A 23,708-nucleotide genomic window follows, 5' to 3' on the forward strand; every position below is an offset into this window, starting at 1 on the left:
TGTCCCTAGACCAAGACACTAGCTGGTACCCCTGCCCTATTCCTCGGCGTACGCGCGGTTGCGGCGGAACAGCAGTGCGGCGGCGATCACGGCGGACAGCAGCGAGGCGACCAGGACGGCGGCCTTGGCCCGCTCGATCTGGGCGATGTCGTCGCCGAACGCGAGCTGGGCGATCAGCAGCGCGACGGTGAAGCCGATCCCGGCCAGTACCGAGACCGCGCCGACGTCCCGCCAGGCCAGGTCGGAGTTCAGCTCGGCCCGGGTGAACCGCGCGGTCAGCCAGGATCCGCCGAACACGCCGATGATCTTGCCGGCCATCAGGCCGGCGACCACCCCGATCGCTACCGGGTCGGTCAGCATCTCGCGCAGCGCATCACTGCCGAGCGTGACGCCAGCGGCGAACAACGCGAACACCGGTACCGCCACTCCCGCCGACAATGGCCGCAGCCGGTGCTCGATCCGCTCGGCCGGTGCGTGCTCCTCACCCGGGTCGGGCAGCACCCGGGTGACCAGGCCGAGCGCGACGCCCGCGATCGTCGCGTGGATACCGGACTCGTGCATGAACCACCACGCCCCGAGCGCGACCGGCACGTACAGCAACGGCGTACGGAAGCGGAAGCGTTGCAGCAGGTAGAAGGCGCCGATCAGTGCGACCGCGGCCACCAGCGCCAGCGGGTGGAACCCGTGCGAGAAGAAGACGGCGATCACCAGGATGGCGCCGAAGTCGTCCACCACCGCGAGCGTCAGCAGGAAAGCCCGCAGCGCACTGGGCAACGAGGACCCGACGATCGCCAGCACAGCGAGCGCGAAGGCGATGTCCGTTGCCGTCGGCACCGCCCAGCCCGAGGTCCGGCCGCCGTCGGCGGTCAGGTTGATGACCAGATAGATGATTGCCGGGAGCATCATTCCGGCCAGCGCCGCGACCACCGGTACGACGGCCTCGCTGATCCGCGACAGGGTGCCGACCACGAGTTCCCGCTTGAGCTCGACGCCGGCCAGGTAGAAGAACAGCGCCAGCGCGCCGTCGGCCGCCCAGCCCTCCACGCTCAACGGCCCGAGCTCGAACTCGCGCAGGTGGTGGTACGCGTCCTGCCAGGGAGAGTTGGCCCAGATGAGCGCGATCACGGCCGCGCCGAGCAGCAGCAGGCCGCCGGTCGTCTCGGCCCGCAGAGTGTCGGCCAGGAAGGCGCGCTCCCGGCCGAGGATGCGGGGAAAGGCGCGGCGCTTCTGCCGCAGGCGAATGACTGGAGGCACAGGGCCATCCCTTCGTCGGGGGTCGCTCGGACGATCGCCGACCAGACTTCCCGGCACACCTTGACTCTGACATCACTCTAACGGGTTGCCGGTGTTTGCGCCCCGCTGCTGGATGAGGAAGGGTTGAGTGTTGTGAGAGACGGCCTCCGGGCGTGCACCGTCGCAGTACGCTGCGAGCGTGCACGGAGAACAGATGGCCGAGGAGTACCCGGTGGTCAGCATCGATTCGGATGCCCGGGAAGCGGTCGAGTTGCTCGCCTCCCGGCGGTTGCCCGGCCTGATCGTGGTGACGGCCGACGGTACGCCGTGCTGTGTGCTGCCGGCCTCGCAAGTGGTGCGCTTCCTGGTGCCGAGCTATGTCCAGGACGACCCCTCGCTGGCTCGCGTGATCGACGAATCGCTGGCGGACCGGGTGGCCGACAAGCTGACCGGGGTGACGGTGCGCAAGCTGCTGCCCGCCGAGCCGACCGAGTTGCCGGCGGTGAAACACGACGACACCGTGCTCGAGATCGCTGCGGTGATGGCCCGGCTGCGCTCCCCGCTGGTCGCGGTCCTGCGCGGCAAGGAGATCATCGGCGCCATCACCGCATCTCGGTTGCTGGAGTTGGTCGTCCAGCCGCACTGAGCCTGGCGGATGGCGCCGCGTGACGGTCATCGCGATCGTCGTCTTCGTGGTCGCCTATGTCCTGATCGCCACCGAGTGGACGCACAAGCTGCTCGCCGCGCTGGGCGGAGCCGGAGTACTGCTGGCGCTCGGCGTCGTCCACACCGAGGACGCGTTCTACTCCCATGACACCGGCGTCGACTGGGACGTCATCTTCCTGCTCTTCGGGATGATGGTGATCGTCGGCGTGCTGCGGCGTACCGGCGTGTTCGAGTTCGTCGCGATCTGGGCGGCCAAGCGGGCCAAGGGGTCGCCGCTGCGGGTGATGATCCTGCTCACCCTGATCACCGCGTTCGCATCGGCGTTCCTGGACAACGTCACCACCGTGCTGCTGATCGCGCCGGTCACCCTGCTGGTCTGCGACCGGCTCGGGATCAACCCGGTACCGTTCCTGATCGCCGAGGTGATGGCCTCCAACCTCGGCGGTACCGCCACCCTGATCGGCGATCCGCCCAACATCATCATCGCCAGCCGGTCCGGCCTCACCTTCAATGACTTCCTGCTGCACCTGGCGCCACTGGTGGTGATCGAGCTGATCGTCTTCACGCTGGTGCTGCCGTGGCTGTTCAAAGGCTCGTTCGCGGTCGATCCCGAGCGGGTCGAGGACGTGATGCGGCTGAACGAGCGGGAGGCGATCGAGGACCGGACGCTGCTGATCAAGAGCGGGCTGGTACTGGCCGCGGTACTGATCGGTTTCGTCGGGCACTCGTTCCTGCACGTCGAACCAGCCGTCGTCGCGCTGCTGGGCGCAGGGGTGCTGGTGCTGATCTCCGGCGTCGCCACCAGGGACTACATGAACAGCGTCGAGTGGCAGACGCTCTTGTTCTTCGCGGGCCTCTTCGTGATGGTCGGCGCCCTGGTCAAGACGGGCGTGATCGGCGACCTGGCCGAAGAGGTCGGCAAGGCGACCGAGGGCGACGCGTTGCTGGCGACGATGCTGATCCTGGTGGTCTCGGCAGTACTGTCCGGTGTCGTCGACAACATCCCGTACGTCGCGACGATGAGCCCCGTCGTCCAGCAGCTGGCCGCGGGCGTCCCCGATCCGTCGCAGGCGGACGCGCTGTGGTGGGCGCTGGCGATCGGGGCGGACTTCGGCGGCAACGCGACCGCCGTCGGGGCCAGCGCGAACGTGGTGGTGATCGGGCTGGCGCTGCGGGCAGGGTCGCCGATCAGCTTCTGGGAGTTCACCCGGAAGGGGATCGTGATGACCGCGATCACCATCGTTGTTGCCGCGCCGTACCTGTGGCTGCGGTACTTCGCCTTCGCCTGATCACACTCTGTGGGCCGAGGTTGTCGCCAAAGTAATGCATCGCCTGCCAATATGATTACTGGCGACCTGGGGTGCTTGGACAGTAATGTCGGGCGTAGTTAGTGGTCTAGTAGAAAACTTTCAGGAGCACGACAGCTCGCGACCCCCGGCAACCGGTTTGCCGGCCAGATTCCCAGGGATACTGACGTCATGGCGCGCCCAAGGAACAACCCCGGTGACCTCGCCGAACTCCCCACGGAGCTCCGCACCGACCGGCCGAAGGGTGACCAGATCCGCGAGATTCTGCAGACCCTCACCCGCAGTCTCACCGCCGGCACGGTGCTGCCCTCGGAGCGCGTCCTGGCCGAGCGCTTCGGCGTCGCCCGGATGACAGTGCGCCAGGAGGTGGACCGGGTCGTTGCCGAAGGCCTCGCGGCCCGCCGGCCCGGCGGTGGCACCTTCGTCACCGAGCCGCGCCCGGCCCGGATGCTCACGTCGTCCTTCAGCCAGGACATGCGCGCCCGCGGCATCACGCCCGGCGCAAAGGTCCTCGAGCACCGAGTCGGTACTGCGGACGAGGCGCTGGCCGCCGAGCTCGAAGAGCCGATCGGTACGCCGGTACTGCACCTGGTCCGCCTGCGTACCGCCGACGGCGACCCGATGGCGATCGAGCGCACCGCCCTGTCCCTGCGCCGCTACCCAGGTCTCGACGAGCTAGACCTGGCAGAGGTCTCCCTCTACGACTCCCTCGCCACCCGCTGGGGCGTCACCCTCGGCATGGTCTCCGCCTCGATCGTTGCCGCCCCACCCGACCCGGCCGACTCCGAACTCCTCGGCATCGAGTCCACCGTCCCCTGCCTGATCATCACTTCGGCCCCCCGCACCGCCTCCGGCGAAGTGATCGAATTCGGCCGCTCCGTCTACCGCTCCGACCGCTACGACATCACCGTCGCCTACCGCGCCACCTGAGCCGGGCAGTAGACCAATTCTCAGAGCTGAGCCGCGGCGACCCCGAGCGCGAAGGCGGTACCGGCGAGGCCGAGCATGAGAGTGGCGAGCGTGATCAGTTGGCGTTGGAGGGCTGGGCGCTCGGCGGCTGTGGCGAAGATTCGGCGTGGCCAGTGGTGCCAGGAGACGTAGTAGAAGATGCCCGTTGCGATGAGCAGCAGGACAGCCTTGAGCGCGTGGATCCACCAGTGCTGGTGATCCAGCAGCAGAAGGATTACGCCGGTCAAGGCGATCACGCCGATCAGCGCCAGCACCTTGTAACGGTTGCCTGAGGCAATGACCGCGGTGAGGTGCTCACGCTCTTCCTCGCGGGACCCGAAGTACTTCTTCAACTTCGGCTGCACCACGAACAGCGAGTAAGCCATCCCACCGACCCAGGCAGCGGCCAGGCCGGCATGAATGATGGCGATCAGAGCGGTCACGCGCCGATCTTGCCACGGCCGTCGGACCACACAGGGTCGTCAGCGGCGGTTGCGGGGGTGGTTCTTGCCCATGCGTTCGTTGCCGCGTTTGTAGTTGCCGGTCCAGCGGGCCATCACTTCCTGCGGGTCGTCGTCGACCTCCGCCAGGAATTCGGCGGCTCGGGCAGCCCGCAGTACGGTGGCGGGCTTGCCGTGGTGGGTGATGCGGACAGTCCCGTCGGAACGCTGCTCGTAGTCGAATCCGTTGGGTGCCGGCACAGCGCCATTCCAGCAGCGCCGGGGGCGAGGCGGCAACCGGATAAAACAACAGCCTGTACGCCGGACCTCGGCGTACAGGCTGTTGTCGGAGAGAAGGTCAGTCGTCGTCGGACTTGCCGGACTCCAGGTTGGTTTTGATCAGGTCCATCACGGTGCTGTCGGCGAGGGTGGTGACGTCGCCGACCTCGCGGTTCTCGGCGACGTCGCGCAGCAGGCGGCGCATGATCTTGCCGGAGCGGGTCTTGGGGAGTTCGGCGACGACCATGATCTGCCGGGGCTTGGCGATCGGGCCGATCTCCTTGGCGACGTGGTTGCGGAGCTCCTGGACCACGTCCGGTCCGCCGTCGCCGGCTTCTGTACGGAGGATCACGAAGGCTGCGATCGCCTGGCCGGTCGTCGGGTCGGAGGCACCCACGACGGCCGCCTCGGCGACCTTCGGGTGGGAGACCAGGGCCGACTCGATCTCGGTGGTGGACAGCCGGTGGCCGGACACGTTCATCACGTCGTCGACCCGGCCGAGCAGCCAGATGTCGCCGTCCTCGTCCTTCTTGGCGCCGTCACCCGCGAAGTACACGCCCGGCCAGCGCGACCAGTACGTGTCCTTGAAGCGCTGGTCGTCACCCCACAGCGTCCGCAGCATGGCCGGCCAGGGCTTGTCGATGATCAGGTAGCCACCGGTACCGTTCGGCACCGAATCGCCCGCGTCGTCGACGACATCGACGCTCACGCCCGGGATCGCCTTCATCGCGGCACCCGGCTTGCCCGCCGTCACGCCCGGCAGCGGGGAGATCATGTGCATACCGGTCTCGGTCTGCCACCAGGTGTCGACGACCGGGGTCTTGTTGCCGCCGATGTTCTCCCGGTACCAGATGTACGCCTCCGGGTTGATCGGCTCGCCCACCGATCCGAGCACGCGCAGGGTGGAGAGGTCGAACTTCTCCGGGACCTGCTTGCCCCACTTCATGAACGTACGGATCGCCGTCGGCGCGCAGTACAGGATGGAGACCTTGTACTTCTGAACGATCTCCCACCAACGGCCCTGGTGCGGGGTGTCCGGGGTGCCCTCGTAGAGCACCGAGGTGGTCGCGTTGGCCAGTGCGCCGTACACGATGTAGCTGTGCCCGGTGACCCAGCCGATGTCGGCAGCGGTCCAGTAGACGTCGGTGTCGGGCTTGAGGTCGAAGACCGCCCACTGGGTGTACGACGTGCCCACCAGGTAGCCGCCGGTCGTGTGCAGGATGCCCTTCGGTTTGCCCGTACTACCGGACGTGTACATCACGTACAGCGGGTGCTCGGCGTCGAAGGCCTCCGGCGTGTGCTCGGTCGACTGCTTACCGACGAAGTCCTCCCACCACAGGTCGCGGTTCGCGACCATCGCGGTCTCCTGGCCGGTCCGGTTGACGACCAGGACGTTGCGGACGTCCGGGCAGTCGACCAGCGCGGCGTCGACGGCCGGCTTCAGTGCCGCCGGGGCGCCGCGACGGTAGCCACCGTCGGAGGTGATCACGACGCGGGCGTCGCAGTCCAGGATCCGGTCCTTGAGCGCCTCGGAGGAGAAGCCGCCGAAGATGACCGTGTGCGGGGCGCCGATCCGGGCGCAAGCGAGCATCGCGACCACGGTCTCGGGGATCATCGGCATGTAGATGGCGACGATGTCGCCGGCCTTGACCTCCAGCTCGAGCAGCGCGTTGGCCGCCTTGCTGACCTCGTCCTTGAGCTGGCCGTAGGTGATCTCCCGGGTGTCGCCGGGCTCACCCTCGAAGTAGTACGCCACCTTGTCGCCGAGACCGTTCTCGACGTGCCGGTCGACGCAGTTGTACGCCGCGTTGAGCTTGCCGTCGGCGTACCACTTGGCGAACGGCGCGTTGCTCCAGTCGAGCGTCTCGGTGGGCTCGACGGCCCAGCTGATCCGCTTGGCCTGCTCCGCCCAGAAGCCCTCGAAGTCGGCATCGGCCGCCGCGTAGGCGTCCGCCTTGACGTTCGCGTTCGCGGCGAGCTCGGCGGGCGGTTCGAACCGGCGCTCCTCGTGCATCAGGTTCGACAACGCATCGGACGGGTTGGACTCGGAACTGGTCACGTCGCGGACTCCTCATTGAGAGCTGCAAGTCTTCAGCGCGAAACTGCGCGCTACTGCACCTTTCTACCAACGCCGGACCACTCGCGGTACTGGTGCCTCGCCCAGCCGCCCCCGATCTGCGCCGAACGGGCCGCAAACACGGCGACCGGTCGGGAACCGGATCGGGGCCGGGCGCATCTGACGTGATGTGCCGATCGATGGAGGAGTCGCGATGTCGCAGCAGGGTGAACTGACGGCTGAGGCCCCGAAGCGCCGCTTGTCCCGGGCGGCGCGTCGTCGGGTGCACGCCCGGGAGCGCCGCGTACGGCGTACCCAGGCCTCTGCTCGTGCCCTGCTACCGGTCCGCTAGCCCCTGGTGGTGAGTGAGGACCTTGGCCAGCAGGGCAGCGAGCTGGCCCCGCTCTGAGGGGGAGAGCGGGGCGAACAGCTCGTCCTGAGCGGCCCGGACCAGCGTTTCGAGCCGTTCACGCTGCTCTTCGCCGGTGGGGGTCAAGGTGATGATGTTGCGCCGGCCGTCGGCGGGGTCGGGGGACCGTACGACGAATCCGAGGTCGGCCAGCTCGTTGATCGCGGCCACCACGTCACTGCGGTCGATCCCGGTACGCCGTCCGAGCGACGCCTGACTGGCCGGCCCGTACTCGGACAGCGTCGCGAGCAGCCGGTAGTGGTACCCGCGCGCGTTCCCCGCGGCGAAGGTCTCGCCGATGATCCGCTGCGCATGCATCGCACTCTGCGTGAGCAACCAGCTGGGCATGCCCGCGAGCTCACTCGGTCCTGCTTCCGCACCGGTCGCCACAGCCGGAGTCTATTCCGTTGGGTTCACCAACGAGCAGGATCTTTTGCAGGTTGATGCAATTGGCCGCCGAGAGCCACCGTCTGAGCCGGAAGCCGTGTCACGATCGGGAGATGGGGGAGGTGGTCGCGATGGAGGAAGACACGCTGCGGTTGCTCGTCGGCATGCACCGGGTCGTGCGGCATCTGCGCCGGACGGGTGAGAGCCGGATGCTGCATCCGACGCAATTCATCGCGCTGCGGCTGATCGGGGACGAACAGCCGATCCGGATCGGCGAGATCGCGGCCCGGGTGCCGTGTTCGCAACCGACCGCGACGACGACCGTCGCCGGGCTCGAGGCGGCTGGGCTGGCTCGCCGGCAGCCCGACGTACTGGACGGTCGCGCGACTGCCGTCGTACTGACCCCGCGCGGCGACGACATTGTGAAGGCGGCCGGCCAGCACGCGGTCGACGATCTCACCAAGCTGCTCGACCGCCTGTCGGACGACGATCGAGCGCTGGTGCTCTCGGCCGGCGCCGTGCTCTCCCAGATGGCCGACGACCTCTGACTAGTTGAGTCCGGGCACGACGGACACCGTGTACGGCGGGATGCCGGGCGCAGCGTCGAGCTGGCTGTTCACCCAGAGCAGGCGATGACCGTCCCGGGCGATCGTGGTCGGCGTCGCATTGGTTGCTCCGGGCATCGAATCCGCGAGCACCTGGGCCTTGGTCCAGTCGCGGTTGAGAAGGGCGAGCCTGGTGACGTACTTGCCGCCGCCCGCGTTGTAGACGGCGTACAGGCGATGGCCTTCGAGCAGGTAGCCGTCGCCGGAGAGGATGCCGTTCGCGCCTGTGATCTCCAGGGTGGTAACGGCTTTGGTGCGCAGGTTGATGCTGTACGTGACGTCCTGGCCCTGCTCGCCGACCAGCAGGGTGTGGCCGTCGGTGACGATGCCGTTGAGGAAGTACGGGGTCGGCTGGATCTTGTCGCGGGTCAGCCAGGGCTTGAGGCGGCCGAGACCGTCTTTGGTGAGGGTGGCGCGCCAGATCTGGTTGTGCGCCGAGTCGGTGACGTAGACGGCGTCTTGAGTGAAGGTGAAGTCGTTGAGGAACGAGCCCTCCGCGGCGGGGCGGATCGCGAGTAGGCGGCCGCGGTTGTCGTACATGTAGAGCTTCGAGGTGCTGGCGCCGGCGACGAGGACGCGCCCCCAGTGGTCTACGTGGACGCCGGTGGCCGTCGTACGGCCGTCGCTGCCGGCGGGGAGGAACGGCTTGAGGTTCGGGTTGCGGACGGTACCGCGGTAGACGGCACCGCTGCCGACGCTGGTGACGTAGATGGTCCCGTCGCGGGTCACCTCGATGCCTTCCGGGGTATCGCCCGGCGTGGTCGAGACGACGTACGTCTCCGGGCGCTGGTGGTGCACCTGGTGCTGAGCCGGGTGCTCTTGGTGAGCCGGGTGGGCCTGGGCGAGGGGCTGGACGCCGGCGGCGAACAACGGAGCGGTCAGCAGGACGGTGGTGGCGGTGCGTCTGCGAATCATGCCGCCAGCGTGATCTCCGGGGCGCGCCTGGCTCGACCGGTTTCGGGCAGGACCGAAGGCCGTATCGCGGTTGGCCCTTTCATAGGCACAATCGGAGAATGATGCGGCTCCATTTCAGTCCGGCGGACTTGGCTCGGGTGACGTTCCCAGCCGAGCCTGAGCCGCTCTGGGAGGCTGCTTTGGCCGCGCGCGCACTCGGCGAGCGACCCATGCCACCGGCCGGACGACGCTGGCGACGGGAGGCGGCGCCGCTGCTCCGCCCGTCGATGCGCCCACTCTTCAAACTGGTCAGCCCGACTGGGCGCGTCCCCGACTTCCTCACTCCCGAAGTACCGGCGCCCGGCCTGGAGCCTGCCCTGGAAATCCTGATGGACACGCCCGCCGATGTCGTCCAGGACCAGCTCGGCCCGTATCTCCCGCCCGAGGTCGACGTCTTCATGAAGGGCTTGCTGGCTGGCACCGCCGAGTCGCGACGGGCTCTCGGCAAGGCGGTCCGCGAGTTTCACGACGACGTACTGGTCCCATCCGGCGTAGAGCTGGAACGCCGCTACGGCGCGGACCTAGCTCTCCGCTCCCGAGCCCTGCTACAGGGTGGAGTCGAAGGCTTGCTCACCACCCTCCACCCCGACATCGAGTGGACCGCCCCCATCCTCACCGCCCACGGCATGGGGCCCGGCCCCACCTTCGACATCTACCTCGAAGGCCGCGGCCTGGAGCTCTACCCGTCCTCTCTGACCTCAGAGGCGTTGGCCCTGGACGTCCCCGGCCGCCGCCCAGTCCTGATCTACCCCACCGTCGACCTCCCCCTGGCCGACGACCTAGACGTAGACGCCCTGGCCGACCTCCTGGGCCGCACCCGAGCCCTGGTCCTCCGCGCCCTAACCACCAGCGCCACCACCACCCAGTTAGCCCGCCGCACCGGCATCTCCCTAGCCTCAGCCAGCGAACACGCCCGCGTACTACGCAACGCCGGCCTACTAACCACCCACCGAACAGCCGGCACAGCCCACCACTCCCTAACCCAAACGGCCCACCGCCTACTGACCGGCGAACTCCACAGGCCGGGACTTCTGGACACGGGGTCGGGCGCGTAGGGGTGCTGTGGTTGCGTGGTGCTGTGCCTAAGGGACTATGGTGCGCGGTCTCCGCTGCGGGAGTGTCCTGGTCGAGACAGCGTGCGTCAAGAGCGCTTCGCGTCCCTTCGGGATCGAACAAGTTCGACTCTTGACCCACACTGTCTCGACCAGAGAAAGACGCAGCTACGCGGATCCCGCGGAGGAGTCTGAGCCAATGGAGCACCTTGGCTAGGCGGCTCGTGTTGCGGGGTGCCGATCGCAAGGCGGGTCGTGTTGCGGGGTGACGATGGCAAGGCGGGGCGGTTTGCGGGGGGAGGGTCGATGGGCCGGCGGGATTTGGTTGCTGAGGGCAACGGAGCGGATCGCCAGGCACACCAAACCTGGTCGGCAAGCGATTACCTCGGCGTGTCGGGGCTGTTCGTGGGGGTTGTGTATGCGTGGCGGTCCGGGCGGTCCACTTCGTCGCGGCGCGACAGGTGTGTTGGTCTGGATGCTGCTGTCGCGCGGCGACGGATCGGCCAGCGATGGCCTCATCCGGGCTGATCGGGGGTCGGCTGGCGGGTTTTTGTGCCGATGGCGTGAAGCTTGACGCCATCGAGAGGAAAACCCGCCAGTGGCCGGGCGAACCGGTGCACCGGACCCGCCTTGCGCCGAACAACCCGTTAGCGGCCGACCCGTTGGTGGCCTACCCGTCGGGGCTGGCTGTGCTCGTCCGGGGCCGGGTGACGGGTGTGCCGGGGATTGGGGGGAATCTGTCATTTGAGGCCGGTCTTGTCAGCGGCTCCGGGATACCCAGCACCACGACCAGGACACTTTCGCAGCCCGGCGACGCGATCCACAGTCCCTCACCACACGCCAACCCCGAATCACGAGAATCCTTGCCAATAGCAACTACTCATCCCCGAACAAGCCGGCCCGCCGGGAGGTTGGGACTCCTGGCGGGCCGGCGTGTGAGGGTTAGTTGCGGGTGATGGTGAAGGTTGTGGTGGTGTTGCGGATGTCTACTGCGTTGTTGGACAAGGTGAGGTTGTTGAAGGTGACGTTGCCGACGGCTGGGCCCTGGCCTGGTTCTGGGAGTTCGTTGGCCCAGATGCCGAAGCCGGACTTGGCGTCGAACGCGTCGCCGGACTTGCGGGCGCCGGAGATGTTGATGTTGGTCAGGATGGTGTCGGCGACCGGGAACTGGGGTTGCCCGCCGACGTAGTTCGTCTGGAACATGATCCCGCTGTAGGTGGGATCGACGATGTCCACGTCACTGACCCGGATGCCCTGGAAGACCTTCGAGGCCGAGAAGATCCAGATTCCCGGGAAGGTCTGCGCTCCCCAGAAATGGCCGCCGGATCTGACCACCGAGATGTTCTGCCACACCGTCGGCGGGGTGGCGCCGAAGCCGTTCATCGGGATGCCGAAGTCGAGCGAGCTGATCGTGATCCCGGAGTACACCAGCATGTCCGCGACGTACAGGTTGCGGAAGATGTTGTTGGTGCCGCCGTAGACCGCGAAGCCGGCCGCCCGCCAGGTCAGCGTCGCCGAGAGGTTCTCGAAAACGTTGTCCCGGACCTCGCCCCCGCCGCCGTCGACGGCGTTGAAGAGCGCGAAGCTGTCGTCACCGGTACTGCGGGCATCGTTGTTGCTGACCAGGTTGCCGGCCGAGCCGTTGGTCATGTTGATGCCGTCGGCGAAGGTGTCCCGGATCCGCGAGTTCTTGATCGTGGAGTTGTCGGTGTTCGCACCCCAGTACAGGCACATCTGGTGCTCGATCCAGATGTTGTCGATGGTCATGTTCGAGGTGCCGCTGAAGTTGAACACCTTGCCCGGACCGTCGTTGCGCTGGTCGTAGTTGCCGAAGTACGAGAACCCGCTGAACGTCGACCCGTTCGCCGACGAGGCCGCGTCGAACCCGACGTCGGTGTTGGTCTGGCCGGTCGGCGCGATGAACCGGGTGAACCAGGGACCGGCGCCGACGACCTTGATCGCCCGGCTGTTCACGGTGAACTTGCCCGAGGTCTGGTAGTCACCGGCCGGCAGGTAGACACCGAGCGAGGTCGAGCTCTGCTGAGCCGTGTTGAGCGCGTTCTGCACGTCCTGCTGGGTGAATCCGGCCGGTACGACGTATCCGCTACCCGGGTTGGCGATCGGCGATACCTGCTCGGTGTCGATGAAGTCGATCGCGTACGTGGTGGTGTTGGCCGGATCCTTCTGCAGCTTGATCTTCGTACCGGCCGGGAAGGTCCCGTCCAGCATGATGTTCGCCTCGTCGTAGATGTGCCGGGCGGGTCCTGCGCCAGGCGAGTTGCCCGGGCCGGCCTCCGCGCCGTACAGCCACGCGTACTTCGAGGTCAGCGGGAGCGCCTTGTGGAAGGTGCCGTTGACGTAGACGTTGATACTCGAGTTGATCCCGCCACCACCGGCCGAGTCCGGGATGGAGAACCGGGTGACGAGCGTGTTCGTGCTCGCCTTGGTGGTGAACTCGACGAACGCGCCGTTCGAGTTCAGCGTGACCGCCTTGCGGCCGGACGCCTCACCGGCGAGGTCGCCGATGGTGCGGTTCGGGCCGACCACGACCGCACCACCACCGGTCGAGGCGTCCTCGGCCTCCAGGTGGTCGTACGGCATGTTCGCGCCGCGGCCCACGAAGAACGGCCGCACGCTGGTGTTGTTGGTGCGCTTGACGGGCAGCTCGTTCGCGTCGTCGGCGAGCACTACGCGGACGGAGTACCGGCCGTTGGCCGCTGTCCAGTTGCCCATGTTGATCGACGGTGTCGTGGCTCCGGCTGCAATCGCACCGGAGTACGAGCCGGTGAAGGTCTGTACGACGGTACTTCCGCTCAGCAGCGTCAAGGTGATGCCGTGAGCGCCCGCCGCCGAGGCGATGGTGCCCTGGTTCTTGATCGCGACCGAGAACGTCACGGTGTTGCCGGCCGCCGGGTTGCCCGGGCTCCAGCTCACCGTGGAGGCGATCAGGTCGGAGCTTGCGACCGGGGTGACGACCAACGGGCTCGCGCTGTTGCCGGTGTTGTTGGCGTCGTTCTGCTCGATGATCGTGTTCGACTCGTCCACCTTTCCGCTCAGCGGGTAGCTGCCGGCGTCACGTGCGCCGATCGCTGCTGTGACGGTGACGGATGCTCCGGCGGCGATGGCGCCGACGGCAGCGGTGCCGACCTTCGTCGTACCGAGGTAGAAGTTGAGGTCCGTCGCCGCTGAGGCCGCCGTGCCGGTGTTGTTGACCCGGGCGGACAACGTGATCGCGTCGGTCTCGACCGGTGCGGCCGGGGTCCAGGTCACGTTGGAGACGGTGAGGTCCGGGTTCGGGGCCGGTACGCCCATCACCTGGAACTCGGCGACCTGACCGGCCGGGGCGCCGGTGTTGGCGGTGAAGTTCAGCCGGACGTCGGCGATCCGCGCGCTCACCGGGATCGTGACGGTGTTGCCGGACGACGGGCTGAAGTTGTACGACGCGGAGCCGACGATCGTGGTGAAGCCGGACGCGCTCTGCTCGCGGCCGAGGATCGAGAACGTCTGGGTGCGGTTGCCCCAGGCGCTGTCCGGGTTGAGCCGGATCACGATCGAGCTGATGTCAGCGTTCGACCCGAGCTGGGTGGTCAGCGTGGCCGGGTTGGCGTTGCCTTCCCAGTAGGTCTGCACGTTGTCGTCGTTCGCGTTGGTCGCGACGAAGGTGAAGACCGAGCCGGACGCGGTGATCGGCTTGCCGAGCGCGAGGTTGGTACCGGGCCCGGTACTGCCGCCACGGGTGACCGTGTTGCTGTTCGGCGATTGGTTGCCGACGGCATCCTTCGCTCGGACGAAGTAGCTGACCGAGGCGCTGGCCGGCTGGGTGTCGGTGTAGGTCAGCACGTTGCCGGCCACGCTGGTCCGCAGCGCGCCATTGGCGTACAGGTCGTACCCGGTGACGCCGACGTTGTCCGTCGAGGCGGTCCAGGTGAGCCGGATTTGGCCGGCGGCGGGTTCGGTGAAGGCCAGGCTGCCCGGGGCGGTGGGAGCCTGGGTGTCACCGGTCGCCGCGCCGTAGACCTCGAGCTCGGAGACCTGTCCTGCCGGCCAGCCGGTGTTCGCGGTGACCAGGATCCGGACGTACCGAACGGTCGAGTTGCCGTAGTCGATCGTCAGAGTGTTGCCCGGTGCGTTGAACGCGCGCGACGCGGAGGCGGACAGGTCGTTGAAGTTCTGGCCGTCGGTACTGCCTTGTACTGCGAGGGTTTCGTTGCGCGAACCCCAGCCGGACGGCAGCTTGAGCACGACCTGGTTGGTGCTGACCGACGATCCGAGGTCGACCTGGACCCACTGCGGGAACGCGTTGTTCGCGCTCTCCCAGTAGCTGCCCTGGTTGCCGTCGGTGACGTTGGCGGCGACGTAGTTCTGGGTGTTGCTGCTGGCGCTCGCGGACTTGCCGGCCGCGAGGTTGGGACCAGCCAGTACCGCGGCCGACGCGGTCGAGCCGCTGCTGTGCAGGCCGGCCGCGGCGAACATCGGGCCGGCCGTCAGCAACAGACTGCCGACGACCGTGGCGGCCAGCAGCCGCCATCTTGCACGTGTGGTTCTCATGGCATCCGGGGCCTCTCCGATGGGCGGGGTGGTGAGGGCACAAGGGATTACGGCTGCCAAGAAAATTGCACGATGCCTACGGAAGTTTCGTAAGTTTGCTGATTTCTTGCACAGCGCTGGCTTATTGTTACGGCAGCGCTACGCGAGCGTCAACGGTTCATCACCGCGCGCTTGCCTTCTTGGAGGTGTCGGCTGGTGGCTCAGGCGGGGATCTTGACCCGGCCGAGCACGAGTTCGTCGGCGAGGAAGTCCCGGCAGACGACGTACAGATAGCCGCCGTGCAGCGCGAATTCGGCACCCAGGGCTGCAGTCGAGAAGGAGCCGTCCGCCCGGATCAGCCGGATGGCCTTAGCGCGCGCCTCGCGGAGAATCGCTTGCTGGGTAGGAGTGTACTGGCCGTTGTAGTACAGGCTGGTGTCTTCCGGAGGGTGCTTACTGGTGCTGACGGCAAGCAGTCCGTCGGCGACGGAGAGGCCGCTGTAGATGACGCCGATGTCTTGAACGGCGCCCTCCCGAGTGAACGGCGCCGGGGCCACTGCTGCGCCGCCTGAGCCGTTGAGCTGGGATGTTGCGAGCTCGCTGAGCTTGCCTGCCGGCGAGAGGGCCAGGATCGATTCGGCGACGGCGCCGCTGTCGCTGGCCACGACCTCCAGTGCGATCGTGCCGTCCGGCCGGGTCGCGAGCTTGTCGACAAGGACCGCTGCAGTCGTCGGCCAGTCCAGCGGAGAGCCGCTCGCCGTCGGATGGAGCGATGCGGGCGAAGCTGCTTTCGCGGCATCGAGAGTCGTGAACTCGGTGGGCTTGCCGGCGATCGTGCGCACACTGCCGTCTGCCCCGACCCGGCGAACCACCGCACCCGCCGTTCCGTCCTTGGTGACGTTCGCGGCGAAGACGAGGTGACCTTCGGAGTCGATGGTGAAGGCGGTGAACTTGCCCGTTGTCTCGCCGGGTCTGTCGTCGATGCCGGCGACAGCGGCGTTGAAGCCAATCACCTGCGTCTGGCTGCCGTCGACCTTGATGCGGTAGACCGCGTCGGCCTTCTCGCCGGAGTGCAGGTTGACGTATGCCGAGCCGTCCGGGCCGACAGCGATCCGGCGGCCGACCTGCCCGTAGCCCAGCTCAACCTTGGTGAGGGTGCCGTCGGGGCGAATCCGCTGCAGCCTGAGTTTTCCATCGTTGATCAGCAGGTTCGCCGTACCGTCCGGCGCGAATTCGAGGTCCCACACCGCGCCTTTGATCTGCGCGTCGAGGGCCTTCTCGGCGAAGGCGTTGGTGCCGCCGCCGGCCACGATCTCGAACGGCGTGGTTCTCGCTGGCGCCTGCGATGTGCTGGCTGAGGGTGATGGCGACGTGTCGGTCGCGGTTGCTTGCGGCGTACCGGCTGCGGCTGGTTGCGGCGTACCGGCTTGGGTTGGCTGCGGCGTACCTGTGTCCGACGGGTTGGTGGTGGTGATCGAGCACCCGGTGATGACGAGGGCCAGGGCGACGGTTGCTGTCAGCAGTCGGGGCACGCTGGCTGACGGTAGTTCGGGCTGGGGTCAGCGGGAGGTGTCGGAGGTCAGCCAGCGGGTGGGGCGGAAGGTCATCAGGGTGACCAGGTTTTCGGGGTCGCCGAGTTCGGTCTGGACGTAGCCCTGGGCGTGCTCCTCGGGCATGTAGCGGCGGGCGATCGTGAGCATCTGCTCGTGGGTCGGCTTGGTCATCGAGACCAGCTCGGCCTCGACGGTCACGTACGCCGGCGGCATCTCCTCGCGCTGGACGACGAAGCTCACGACGCCGGCCTGCTTGATCTGGCCGATCCGCTTCGGGGCGCGGCGCTGGGTGCCGGTGAACATGGTCAGTTCGCCACCGGGCTCGTACGCATAGAAGGTCGGGACGCTCGTCGGTGGCTGGCTGGGGTCGCCCGTCACGCTCAGGACACCCACGTGGGTGCCGGCCAGGAACTCTTCGCGCTGTTGCTTGCTCATGGTCGCCATGCACTAAGCTTCATAAAAACAAGTAAGCTTTGTCAAGGGGAGTAGGGTGGTCAATGTGACGACGAAGACCTACGGCCAGTACTGCGGGGTCGCCCGCGCCCTGGAGCTGGTCGGCGAACGCTGGGCGCTGCTGATCGTGCGCGACCTCCTGGTCGGCCCGAAGCGCTACACGGACCTCCGCGCCGGCCTCCCGAAGATCCCCACCAACGTGCTCGCCACCCGCCTGAAGGAGCTCGAGCAGTCAGGCCTCGTCGAACGCCGCATCCTCCCGCGCCCGTCGGGGGCGATCGTCTACGAGCTGACTCCGTATGGCGCCGACCTGGAAGACGTCGTACTTGCGCTGGGCCGCTGGGGCGCCCGCTCCTTGGGCGAACTCCGCCCCGACGAGATCATCACCCCCGACATCCTGGTGATGGCGCTGCGCTCCACCTTCCGCCCATCCCGCCTGAAGGCAAAGTACGAACTCCACTTCGGCGACATCGTCATCCACGCAATCGTCGACGCCGACAACCTGACCGTCGACATCGGCCCCCTCGAAGGCGCAGTAGTCCTCGAGGCGTTCGCCCCCATAGCCCCCCTCCTCACCGGCGCCGTCGACGGAGCCACCGCCCTGAAGTCCGGCCTCCTGAAAACCACAGGCACAGCCAAGGACGTAGACCACTTCGCGGAAGCCTTCCCCATCGGCCCACCGTCCTAAGCCCCACCCGTACTCGTGTTGCGCCCCGCCGTCTTGAGCGTGTGGGCGGCTTGTGTGCGGTTCGACAGGTAGTGCACCCCGATGCGGCGTACGCGGAGCGTCCTTCTGCGCTCGGGTGCACTAGGCGCAGCCGAACTACCTCCTGTCCTCCTGCACACGGCTGACGCCGGACGAATCAGTTGCCTAACGCCATCCGTGCTCGGGCGGGCCCGAGACGTCTGGCGCGCTCGTGAGCACGGGTGGGGGCGGGCGCCAGTACGCCCGCGACACCTGAGGCGTCGCGGGCGTACGTAGTACGGGGATTGTTAGTGCTTGCCGGGGCCCTCGGCGCCGGCTCCGGTGAGGGAGCGGACGGAGAGTTCGTTGTAGCGGTTTGCGGCGGATTTGTCTCTGCCGATGAAGGTGCCGATGACGCCTAGCAGGAAGCCCAGGGGGATGGAGATGATGCCGGGGTTCGAGAGGGGGAACCAGGCGAAGTCGGCGCCGGTGATCATCGAGGTGGGCTTGCCGGAGACGACTGGGGAGAAGATCACCAGGACTACGGCCGAGATCAGGCCGCCGTAGATGCTCCAGACTGCGCCTGAGGTGTTGAAGCGGCGCCAGAAGAGGTTGAAGAGGAGCGCCGGGAGGTTGGCTGAGGCGGCTACCGCGAAGGCCAAGGCCACCAGGAATGCGATGTTCAGCTTCTGGGCGGGGATAGCCAGGCCGATGGCGACGGCGCCGATGCCGATGGCGGCGAAGCGGGCTACTCGGATCTCGTTCTTCTCGGTGACTTTGCCCTTGGCGATCACGTTCACGTACAGGTCGTGCGCGAACGATGATGCCGACGTCAGCGTCAACCCGGCGACCACCGCAAGGATGGTGGCGAAGGCGACGGCGGCGATCAGCGCGAGCAGGATTGCGCCGCCGATCGAGTCGGCGCCACCACCGACGACCTCAGCCAGCAGTACCGACGCAGTGTTGCCCTTGGATGCGGCGACCGCGGACGACTTGCCGGTATCGAGCAACGCCGCCGCACCGAAACCGAGCGCCAGCGTCATCAGGTAGAAGGCGCCGATCAGCCCAATAGCCCACTGCACCGACTTCCGCGCGGACCGGGAGTCCGGGACGGTGTAGAAGCGGATCAGGATGTGCGGCAGCCCCGCGGTACCGAGGACAAGCGCGAGCCCGAGCGACAGGAAGTCGATCTGGCCGGTCAGGTCCTTGCCGTACAGCAGACCGGGCTGCAGGAACGCCTCGCCCTTGCCCGAGTGGGCCGCCGCCGCGCCGAGCAGCTTCGACGGGTTGAAGTCGAACTTCAGCAGCACCAGGAACGTGATCAGCAAGGTACCGGCCATCAGCAGCACGGCCTTGACGATCTGCACCCACGTGGTGCCGCGCATACCGCCGATCGTCACGTAGATGATCATCAGCGCGCCGACCAGGATGATCACGCCGGCCTTCAGGCCTTCGCTCTTCACCCCGAGCAGCAGCCCGACGAGCGAGCCCGCGCCGACCATCTGGGCCAGCAGGTAGAAGATCGACACGACGATCGTGGAGGACGCGGCGGCGGTACGGACCGGGCGCTGCTTCATCCGGAAGGCGAGCTGGTCGGCCATCGTGAAGCGCCCGGAGTTGCGGAGCAGTTCGGCGACCAGCAACAAAGCGACCAGCCAGGCGACCAGGAAGCCGATGGAGTACAGGAAGCCGTCGTACCCGTAGAGGGCGATCTGGCCGGAGATACCGAGGAAGGATGCCGCCGACATGTAGTCACCGGCGACGGCGAGGCCGTTCTGGGCGCCGCTGAAGGAGCGGCCGCCGGCGTAGTAGTCGGCGGTGGTCTTGTTCTGCCGGGACGCCCACCAGGTGATGTACAGCGTCACGGCAACGACCGCGGTGAACAGCGAGATGGTCAGCGCCTGGTTGCCGGGTTCGGCGTCGGCGAGTGGGACGAGCAGGGTGTTCACCGGCGGCGCTCCCTCTTGTACTTGGCGTTCAGGCCACTGGCCAGCGGGTCGAGTTTGCGGTTCGCGAACCGGCCGTAGACCGCGGCGATGACGAAGGTCGAGACGAACTGGAGCAGGCCGAAGATCAGCGCCACGTTGATGTGGGTGCCGCCGATCCGGTGGCTCATGAAGCCACGGGCCCAGTTGTTACAGGCGACGTAGGCCAGGTACCAGACCATGAACGCGATGGTCCACGGCACGACGAAGTTCTTGTACCGCCGTTTCAGCTCCTGGAAGTCCTTCGCCTCGTACACGACCTCATACGCACGGGCTTCCCGCTCGTGCACAGTTTCCTCAGACATCCTCTGCACCCCTTAGTCCGGAACGCGAACAAAGGCACGCTAGCGGTTTGTCGAGGGTTTGTGACCGAAAGCAACAAAATCGTTTTCAGGACCAGGGCGGGAGGTGGGGCGGGTCAGGCCATCGTGCGGCGGTAGTTCGCCAGGTCGCTCGGGCGGGTGCGGTAGCAGTTGGTGAAGTACGGCATCCGCAGCGGCTCCGGTGGGCGGGCGGTGCCGTCGTAGATGGCGTCGATCTGGTCCAGTACCGACTCGCGCCGGGACTCGGTCAGTACTGCGACCCGCGAGTGCGACATCGCCAGCTGCTTGAGCCCGTTCCGGTCGAGGTCGTGCCAGTGCCGGAACCGGGCCGTCTCGACCATCGAGAACAGGTCGGACTGGAGCAGCGTCGGCATCGGGTCGAACTCGTCGTTGCCGGCCAGGAAGTCCTCGCCGATCATCGCCCGGTGCAGCCGGCGGACCCACGGCACCACCGTGTCGTAGTTGTTCCAGAGCAGCCCGAGGACGCCGTGCGGGCGCAGTACCCGGGCGATCTCCGGCAGCGCGCGGGCGTGGTCGAACCAATGAAACGCTTGCCCGACGATCACCGCGTCGACCGAGGCGTGCGCGAGCGGGATCGACTCGGCGGCGCCGACCATCGTGTCCACGCCGGCCAGTTTGCGGCAGACCGCCAGCATCTCCTCGGACGGATCGACCGCGACGACATCGTGCCCGAGTGCCGCGGCGACCTGGGCGAGCTTGCCGGTACCGGCCCCGAGATCGAGGATCTGCAGCCGCCCGGGACCGAGGATCCAGGTCAGCGCGTCGGCAGGGAACGTCGGCCGGCCCGCGTCGTACGCGGCCGCGACGGCGCCGAACGAGTGCGCGCGTGCTGAGTCATCGGTGGTCATCACCGCAAATCATGCCGTAGCCACCGCCTCGCGGGGTGTTACTCGCCGAGCTTCTTCTGCTCGATGTGCGCGTTGAGCGCGGCGAGTTCGGGATGTTGGTCCAGAATGGCGACCAGATCCGCGCAGTTCCGGTCGCCTGCGTCGTACTCCTCGTACAGTGCGGTGAGCAGCTGGCGGTCGTCTTCCGTGTCCAGAGTGAGCCGGTACTCCGCGCCGCCGCCGCTCCACGGCAGGTTCAGCAGCCGGACATCCCCGGCGCGATTCTGGTGCAAGTACGACGTCACGTGCTCGCGATCCGGCTGGAGCGTCGCCTGCGCGTCGGCCTCGAGCAGTCGGGCGGTCGAGAACACCTCGTAGTCCATCCCACGGGGGTACGTCCGCTCGAGGCAATTGGACAGGTACAGGCCCTCATCGTCCTCGAGAAGCCAGCGCTCGACGCCCGCGGCAATGATCTCGGGATCGATCAGCGGGCAGTCAGAGGTGACCCGTACGACCGCTTCCAGCCCGTACTGCGCTGCCGCACCCGCGAATCGTGAGAGCACGTCCTCCTCGCTGCCCCGGAAGACCGGCAGGCCGAGCTTCTCGGTCAGGATCACGATCGGGTCGTCGTCCACGTTGGTGGTGGTCGCCACGATCACCGGCAGCCCGGTCCGGGTCAGCCGCTCCAGGTGGTACTCGAGGTAGCTGCGCCCGGCCGCGGTGAGCAGCACCTTGGCGGGCAGCCGGGTGCTGGTCGCGCGAGCTTGGGTGATGATGCCGATATTCATTCAAATGCTTTCTTGACGGTCACTGCTTCGTGGTCCATTGGAACATCTCGCGGATCTCCGCGGGGTGGGCGAGATTCTCGACGCCGAGCTCGGTGTCGGTGAACTCGCGGGCCTGCGGCAACGGTACGTACGGCTGGTCCATCTCGGGCCACATCCGCTTGATCCGGGCCTGTCCGCCGAACGACGGGTGCTCGTTCTCCAGCAGCATAGGGTCTCCGTAGACGCCGGGCTGCAACCCGAGCGACGCGCCGTACAGGACAGCGGAGCTGAGCCGGTTGGAGGCGACCCGCCGATGCTTGCGGATCTCCTTGAGCTGCTTGAGCAGGAAGTCCTTGTCAGTCTTGCGCCAGTGCAGGCCGCGGTACCCGTGCGTGATGACCCGGAAGCCGGCGGCCTCGTAGACCTGCCGGATCGCGACGTTCTCGTACTCGTTCCAGTACAGGCAGACCGTCACCGGACCCTGCTCGTGCTCGTTGATCGAGGCAACGATCCGGCCGTGATCGCCCAGCACGTGCTGGCCTTCCCAGCCGTGGAACGGATAGAAGATGGTGCCCTGGGCATCAGCTGCGGGCGTCGCCAGATCGGGGTGGTTACGCAGCAGGTAGAGCCAGGGCGCGCCGATCACCGACTGGTTGCGCAGGCCCATCGAGAAGCCGCGGCGCCGGACGCTGTCCGACCAGACGAACTTGGGCATCCCGGCGACGAAGGCCGTGTTGTACGCGAACCCGTCGAGGATGTTCCAGCCGTGCTGGAGATAACCCCAGATCCGCGGCGAGCCACTCAGTCCGGCGTACTCCGCCATCACGTGCGCGTGGCCGTAGAAGTGGTTGGCGTGGTGCATCAGAGCCGCCGCAGCCGCTTCACGACCACCCGGGCAGGATTCAGCACCGCATGACCGATCCGGTACGGCCGGGAGCGCCGGATCCCGTCCAGCTGGCTCTCGAACCAGGTCGCCTGCTCGTTCGCGTCGGCCAGCTCCTGCGACAGCCGCGCGATGGTCGCGAGCTGCTCGGCCTGCCCCTGCGGGCGAAGGTTGTCGAGGGCAACCGTCAGTTCGCCTTCGATGGTCAGCCCGGCCATCGACGCGAGTCGTGCGGTCAGGGCCTGCGTGTCACCCGCCCATGGTTGCCGAGAGCCCGCTTCCTGCGCCCGCCGGACGAACCGCGCCAGATGCTCAACCGCACCACCGGACACCACCACGCCACTACCGAACAGCCGGTACTTCGTACCGTCCACGATCACGTTGTCCGGGGAAGCGATCGCCGCCGACTCCGGATCCAGCGAGTGCAGCCAGGTGGCGTACGCAGGGACAGCGCGCCGTAGGGCTGCCTGGTCGTCGACTTTCAGTGCTGCCAGCAACTGTTCTTCCAGCAAGACGCCTTCGCCAGCCGGAATCGCCTGCGCAGGAAGGGATTCCGGGGCTTTGTCGCCGATGACGAAGTACCAGACCGGGGCGAGCTCACGGCCGAGGCCGGCGGCGATCGCGTCCTGGATCAGGCGGTAGGGGTCCATCAGCGTCGAGCCGCTGTGCCGGGCGGCGACGGACCTGCCGATGGCGACGGCGGTGAGCGGGCCGGTCGGGGTCAGCAGCGCGAGATCGGCGGCGACCAGGTCGGGGTAGACGCTGTAGACGGTCGTCGTGGAGGCGAGTGCGCCGAGCGCGGTCCGGATCGCGGCCAGGCCGACCGGCGCTTGGAGAGTGCCGTCGACGACTCCGGGCCAATCCGCGTTGCGGGGGACGGTTGCGGTGACGTCGGGCTGGAGCAGCCGCTCGATCCCGAAGGCGTTCTCGGCGGCGAGGAGGAGTCGGCCGCGGGGGGACATTCGGGCCTTCAGCAGCGCGAGGCCTTCGGTCCAGGTCATCGCAGGGGTATCGGGGCCGACCAGTCGGGGCAATCCGTCGAGGGCTACGACTACGTCGTACAGGTCGGTGCCGGTGAAGCGGTCGAGTGCGCCGCAGAAGACGCGGCCGCTGACGACCCGGGCGATCTGCTCGGCGTCGGGCGCGGAGCGGACCAGGACGTCAACCGTGCTGACCTTGTTGGCGATCAGGTCGAGCAGCTCGAGCGAGTGCGGGCCGGCGACCAGGACCTTGTCGGTCGGTCGCAGAACAGCATCCAGCAGCGCGGCCGTCGCCGAGCCGCCGGTCGCCGGTCGGCCGTCAGCCGGACGGAGATCGGACCAGTTGAGCATCTCGGCGCCAACCATCA

General features: G+C 67.5%; 21 protein-coding genes. 6 read left to right on the forward strand and 15 right to left on the reverse strand.

All coding sequences use genetic code 11. From position 1 onward, the window contains the following. Positions 1 to 36 precede the first annotated feature (36 nt). Positions 37 to 1,254 (reverse strand): Na+/H+ antiporter NhaA, encoded by a 1,218-nt coding sequence (gene nhaA / locus OHA70_RS14430; RefSeq protein ID WP_328332619.1) that lies wholly within the window; start codon positions 1,252 to 1,254, stop codon positions 37 to 39. A gap of 178 nt (positions 1,255 to 1,432) precedes the next feature. Between nhaA and OHA70_RS14435 the strand changes: the two genes are divergently transcribed. The 3 genes from OHA70_RS14435 to OHA70_RS14445 all read left to right on the forward strand — a co-directional run bounded on the left by OHA70_RS14435 (position 1,433) and on the right by OHA70_RS14445 (position 4,136). Then, the gene (locus OHA70_RS14435; protein ID WP_328332621.1) at positions 1,433 to 1,879 is read left to right on the forward strand and encodes a CBS domain-containing protein; all 447 of its coding nucleotides are present in this window, start codon (positions 1,433 to 1,435) and stop codon (positions 1,877 to 1,879) included. Between the two features lie 19 nt (positions 1,880 to 1,898). Next, on the forward strand, positions 1,899 to 3,188 hold the full coding sequence (locus tag OHA70_RS14440; RefSeq protein ID WP_328332623.1) for an ArsB/NhaD family transporter: 1,290 nt from the start codon (positions 1,899 to 1,901) through the stop codon (positions 3,186 to 3,188). Positions 3,189 to 3,377: 189 nt separating this feature from the next. After that, the gene (locus OHA70_RS14445) at positions 3,378 to 4,136 is read left to right on the forward strand and encodes a GntR family transcriptional regulator (RefSeq protein WP_328332625.1); all 759 of its coding nucleotides are present in this window, start codon (positions 3,378 to 3,380) and stop codon (positions 4,134 to 4,136) included. Between the two features lie 20 nt (positions 4,137 to 4,156). Here the strand turns inward: OHA70_RS14445 and OHA70_RS14450 are convergent, their stop codons facing one another. The 4 genes from OHA70_RS14450 to OHA70_RS14465 all read right to left on the reverse strand — a co-directional run bounded on the left by OHA70_RS14450 (position 4,157) and on the right by OHA70_RS14465 (position 7,728). Beyond that, entirely contained in the window at positions 4,157 to 4,597 is a 441-nt protein-coding gene (locus OHA70_RS14450) for a hypothetical protein (protein WP_328332627.1), read from the reverse strand. Positions 4,598 to 4,636: 39 nt separating this feature from the next. Then, positions 4,637 to 4,855 (reverse strand): hypothetical protein, encoded by a 219-nt coding sequence (locus tag OHA70_RS14455; RefSeq protein WP_328332629.1) that lies wholly within the window; start codon positions 4,853 to 4,855, stop codon positions 4,637 to 4,639. Positions 4,856 to 4,952: 97 nt separating this feature from the next. Next, positions 4,953 to 6,887: an acetate--CoA ligase gene (gene acs / locus OHA70_RS14460; protein WP_328335126.1), complete on the reverse strand. Its 1,935-nt coding sequence runs from the start codon at positions 6,885 to 6,887 to the stop codon at positions 4,953 to 4,955. Positions 6,888 to 7,266: 379 nt separating this feature from the next. Then, entirely contained in the window at positions 7,267 to 7,728 is a 462-nt protein-coding gene (locus tag OHA70_RS14465) for a MarR family winged helix-turn-helix transcriptional regulator (protein ID WP_328332631.1), read from the reverse strand. A gap of 110 nt (positions 7,729 to 7,838) precedes the next feature. Between OHA70_RS14465 and OHA70_RS14470 the strand changes: the two genes are divergently transcribed. Beyond that, entirely contained in the window at positions 7,839 to 8,273 is a 435-nt protein-coding gene (locus OHA70_RS14470; protein WP_328332633.1) for a MarR family winged helix-turn-helix transcriptional regulator, read from the forward strand. Here the strand turns inward: OHA70_RS14470 and OHA70_RS14475 are convergent, their stop codons facing one another. After that, positions 8,274 to 9,245 (reverse strand): superoxide dismutase, encoded by a 972-nt coding sequence (locus tag OHA70_RS14475; RefSeq protein WP_328332635.1) that lies wholly within the window; start codon positions 9,243 to 9,245, stop codon positions 8,274 to 8,276. Positions 9,246 to 9,343: 98 nt separating this feature from the next. On the opposite strand from OHA70_RS14475, the gene OHA70_RS14480 reads away from it, so the two are divergent. Next, a complete protein-coding gene (locus tag OHA70_RS14480) occupies positions 9,344 to 10,339 on the forward strand; it encodes a winged helix-turn-helix domain-containing protein (RefSeq protein WP_328332637.1) in 996 nt (331 codons plus the stop codon). Positions 10,340 to 11,278: 939 nt separating this feature from the next. Here OHA70_RS14480 and OHA70_RS14485 read toward each other — a convergent pair. The 3 genes from OHA70_RS14485 to OHA70_RS14495 form a co-directional block, all read right to left on the reverse strand. Beyond that, the gene (locus OHA70_RS14485; RefSeq protein WP_328332639.1) at positions 11,279 to 14,884 is read right to left on the reverse strand and encodes a discoidin domain-containing protein; all 3,606 of its coding nucleotides are present in this window, start codon (positions 14,882 to 14,884) and stop codon (positions 11,279 to 11,281) included. 200 nt (positions 14,885 to 15,084) lie between these two features. Further along, a complete protein-coding gene (locus OHA70_RS14490) occupies positions 15,085 to 16,395 on the reverse strand; it encodes a hypothetical protein (RefSeq protein WP_328332641.1) in 1,311 nt (436 codons plus the stop codon). Positions 16,396 to 16,422: 27 nt separating this feature from the next. After that, positions 16,423 to 16,851: a pyridoxamine 5'-phosphate oxidase gene (locus tag OHA70_RS14495; RefSeq protein WP_328332643.1), complete on the reverse strand. Its 429-nt coding sequence runs from the start codon at positions 16,849 to 16,851 to the stop codon at positions 16,423 to 16,425. Between the two features lie 64 nt (positions 16,852 to 16,915). Here OHA70_RS14495 and OHA70_RS14500 point away from each other — a divergent pair, with 64 nt between their 5' ends. After that, positions 16,916 to 17,557, forward strand: a complete 642-nt coding sequence (locus OHA70_RS14500; RefSeq protein ID WP_328332645.1) for a winged helix-turn-helix transcriptional regulator — start codon at positions 16,916 to 16,918, stop codon at positions 17,555 to 17,557. Between the two features lie 305 nt (positions 17,558 to 17,862). Here OHA70_RS14500 and OHA70_RS14505 read toward each other — a convergent pair whose 3' ends face one another. From OHA70_RS14505 to OHA70_RS14530, 6 genes are all read right to left on the reverse strand, one after another. Continuing rightward, positions 17,863 to 19,503, reverse strand: a complete 1,641-nt coding sequence (locus OHA70_RS14505; RefSeq protein ID WP_328332646.1) for a solute symporter family protein — start codon at positions 19,501 to 19,503, stop codon at positions 17,863 to 17,865. After that, the gene (locus OHA70_RS14510) at positions 19,500 to 19,844 is read right to left on the reverse strand and encodes a DUF485 domain-containing protein (protein WP_328332648.1); all 345 of its coding nucleotides are present in this window, start codon (positions 19,842 to 19,844) and stop codon (positions 19,500 to 19,502) included. The genes OHA70_RS14505 and OHA70_RS14510 overlap by 4 nt, the downstream gene beginning before the upstream one ends. A 113-nt stretch (positions 19,845 to 19,957) precedes the next feature. After that, the gene (locus tag OHA70_RS14515) at positions 19,958 to 20,731 is read right to left on the reverse strand and encodes a class I SAM-dependent methyltransferase (protein ID WP_328332650.1); all 774 of its coding nucleotides are present in this window, start codon (positions 20,729 to 20,731) and stop codon (positions 19,958 to 19,960) included. A gap of 38 nt (positions 20,732 to 20,769) precedes the next feature. Continuing rightward, positions 20,770 to 21,498: a glycosyltransferase family protein gene (locus tag OHA70_RS14520; protein WP_328332652.1), complete on the reverse strand. Its 729-nt coding sequence runs from the start codon at positions 21,496 to 21,498 to the stop codon at positions 20,770 to 20,772. A gap of 19 nt (positions 21,499 to 21,517) precedes the next feature. Next, complete coding sequence (locus tag OHA70_RS14525) at positions 21,518 to 22,339, reverse strand: hypothetical protein (protein WP_328332654.1); 822 nt, start codon at positions 22,337 to 22,339, stop codon at positions 21,518 to 21,520. Further along, the gene (locus OHA70_RS14530) at positions 22,339 to 23,706 is read right to left on the reverse strand and encodes a hypothetical protein (RefSeq protein WP_328332655.1); all 1,368 of its coding nucleotides are present in this window, start codon (positions 23,704 to 23,706) and stop codon (positions 22,339 to 22,341) included. Before OHA70_RS14530 ends, OHA70_RS14525 begins: the two co-directional genes overlap by 1 nt. Positions 23,707 to 23,708: the final 2 nt, after the last annotated feature.

It is taken from the genome of Kribbella sp. NBC_00382 (genome assembly GCF_036067295.1).
In the GTDB taxonomy this organism is placed as follows: domain Bacteria; phylum Actinomycetota; class Actinomycetes; order Propionibacteriales; family Kribbellaceae; genus Kribbella.

What these genes read in the sequence shown, in the direction of transcription:
- OHA70_RS14445 (WP_328332625.1), top strand. Translation starts at nt 3,378, where the DNA reads ATGGCGCGCCCAAGGAACAACCCCGGTGACCTCGCCGAACTCCCCACG.
- acs (WP_328335126.1), bottom strand. Translation starts at nt 6,887, where the DNA reads ATGCACGAGGAGCGCCGGTTCGAACCGCCCGCCGAGCTCGCCGCGAAC.
- OHA70_RS14470 (WP_328332633.1), top strand. Translation starts at nt 7,839, where the DNA reads ATGGGGGAGGTGGTCGCGATGGAGGAAGACACGCTGCGGTTGCTCGTC.
- OHA70_RS14475 (WP_328332635.1), bottom strand. Translation starts at nt 9,245, where the DNA reads ATGATTCGCAGACGCACCGCCACCACCGTCCTGCTGACCGCTCCGTTG.
- OHA70_RS14480 (WP_328332637.1), top strand. Translation starts at nt 9,344, where the DNA reads ATGATGCGGCTCCATTTCAGTCCGGCGGACTTGGCTCGGGTGACGTTC.
- OHA70_RS14485 (WP_328332639.1), bottom strand. Translation starts at nt 14,884, where the DNA reads ATGAGAACCACACGTGCAAGATGGCGGCTGCTGGCCGCCACGGTCGTC.
- OHA70_RS14495 (WP_328332643.1), bottom strand. Translation starts at nt 16,851, where the DNA reads ATGAGCAAGCAACAGCGCGAAGAGTTCCTGGCCGGCACCCACGTGGGT.
- OHA70_RS14510 (WP_328332648.1), bottom strand. Translation starts at nt 19,844, where the DNA reads ATGTCTGAGGAAACTGTGCACGAGCGGGAAGCCCGTGCGTATGAGGTC.
- OHA70_RS14515 (WP_328332650.1), bottom strand. Translation starts at nt 20,731, where the DNA reads ATGACCACCGATGACTCAGCACGCGCGCACTCGTTCGGCGCCGTCGCG.
- OHA70_RS14520 (WP_328332652.1), bottom strand. Translation starts at nt 21,498, where the DNA reads ATGAATATCGGCATCATCACCCAAGCTCGCGCGACCAGCACCCGGCTG.
- OHA70_RS14525 (WP_328332654.1), bottom strand. Translation starts at nt 22,339, where the DNA reads ATGCACCACGCCAACCACTTCTACGGCCACGCGCACGTGATGGCGGAG.
- OHA70_RS14530 (WP_328332655.1), bottom strand. Translation starts at nt 23,706, where the DNA reads ATGGTTGGCGCCGAGATGCTCAACTGGTCCGATCTCCGTCCGGCTGAC.